General features: G+C 32.5%; 2 protein-coding genes. One reads left to right on the top strand and one right to left on the bottom strand.

Annotation, left to right across the window (positions count from 1 at the left end; genetic code table 11):
- The coding region (locus tag ACWD3C_RS48480; RefSeq protein ID WP_451155215.1) for a hypothetical protein at positions 1-273 on the bottom strand (273 nt) is incomplete at its 3' end.
- Positions 274-378: 105 nt separating this feature from the next.
- On the opposite strand from ACWD3C_RS48480, the gene ACWD3C_RS48475 reads away from it, so the two are divergent.
- Positions 379-1,490 (top strand): IS3-like element IS981 family transposase gene (locus tag ACWD3C_RS48475; RefSeq protein WP_451155213.1). Its coding sequence is split into 2 segments (ribosomal slippage): positions 379-595 and positions 595-1,490, totalling 1,113 coding nucleotides; the frame shifts between segments, so codons are not numbered across the junction.
- The last annotated feature ends 329 nt before the right edge of the window (positions 1,491-1,819 follow it).

Raw genomic sequence — 1,819 nt, 5'->3', positions numbered from 1 at the left:
CGTTGAAGCTAAAACAGTAGCATAAGCTGTATTTTTAGAATTATTTTTACCAATTACAATGATAAGTGTGGTGAATGTTTTAGACTTTTTTAAGTCGATACTTGTTGTTTTAGGGAAATTTTCATATGATGTTGAAAAGGTTGATTCAACATTTCTATAAGCTACGTAGGCTATAGAAGCAACAGCGATAATTACTAATACAAAAATAATTGAAATAACTTTTAGTACTGTGTGTTTTTTCTTACGATAATGACGCCTCTTTTTTTGATTCATGGTATCTCCACATACATATTATATACCTTAAATTATACCATATTTAATGATGTTATCCTTAAATCTTAGAGTCACTATTGTATAATTTAGACAAAGGACAAAAACATGAAAAAACGCTACTCAAAAGAATTTAAAGAAACCCTTATCGCCTTCTATCATTCTGGTCAATCCGTCACCCAGCTGTCTAAAGAATACGACGTGGCCCCTGCAACAATTTATAAATGGATAGACCTCTACTCTAAATCTAATGAAAGCTCCGTCTCTAAAGCTGATTTTCTAGAATTAAAAAGACAACTGGCTAAAGTTAAGGAAGAACGAGACATCTTAAAAAAAGTATTGACCATATTCGCCGAGAAAAAGAAGTGAGTGCTGCGGATATGGCTCAAACCATACAAACTTTAGCACTCAATGTCAGACTAAGCTGTCAACTCCTTGATGTTCCTGAATCAAGTTATTATGAACGGATTAACCGACATCCATCTAAAACTCAATTAAGGAGACAATACCTGTCACTCAAAATTTCTCAACTCTTCAATGCTAACCGAGGAATCTATGGTGCTACTAAAATTCATCATCTTCTACTTAAACAAGGGGAAAAAGTCGGGTTAAAACTGGTACAGAAGCTAATGAAGCAACTTCAACTCAAGTCTGTAGTCATTAAGAAATTTAAGCCTGGATACTCACTAAGTGATCACATCAATCGAAAAAATCTCATACAGACTGAACCTACAAAGAAAAATAAGGTTTGGTCAACCGACATTACTTATATTCCTACTCAACAAGGATGGGCTTATCTCTCAACCATTATGGATCGTTATACTAAAAAAGTCATTGCTTGGGATTTGGGCAAGCGAATGACTGTAGAATTAGTGCAAAGAACTTTAAATAAGGCCATTAAATCACAAGACTATCCAGAAGCTGTTATTCTTCATTCTGACCAAGGAAGCCAGTATACGAGTCTAGAGTATGAAGAGTTGCTTAAGTATTATGGGATGACTCACTCTTTCAGTCGAAGGGGATACCCTTATCATAATGCCAGTCTTGAATCTTGGCATGGACATTTAAAAAGAGAGTGGGTGTATCAATTTAAATATAAGAACTTTGAAGAAGCCTATCAGAGTATTTTCTGGTACATCGAAGCCTTTTATAATTCAAAACGAATCCATCAAAGTTTAGGGTATCTTACACCTAATCAATTTGAAAAGGTAAGTGCTTAAAATAAATAGATTAAAATTCTACGTTTGTTACTCTAAAAACTTGACTTAACGTCATCAATAAAGAATATAAAAAACTAAAGAATAAAAAGTCCAAAACAGAGCAACATGAAAAATAAAACAATAATAAAAGCAGTTTTTAGTATGATTACTGCTTTTATTATTTCCTCCAAAACTGTTGTTTTACCTTCATTTCCCGTAATGTTCAGAAAATTCATGAAGATATCCAAAATGATAATTTTTTGCAAATATACAGAAAAAGCAGTATACTTTTATTAAGTCTATTTAGAAAGATTTCATTGAGGTAAATATGGAAAGTGAAAATATTTTGG

This window comes from Streptomyces sp. NPDC002845 (assembly GCF_053591955.1).
The sequence above is the reverse complement of the archived record's forward strand: the minus strand, read 5'-3'. Positions and strand labels throughout refer to the sequence as shown.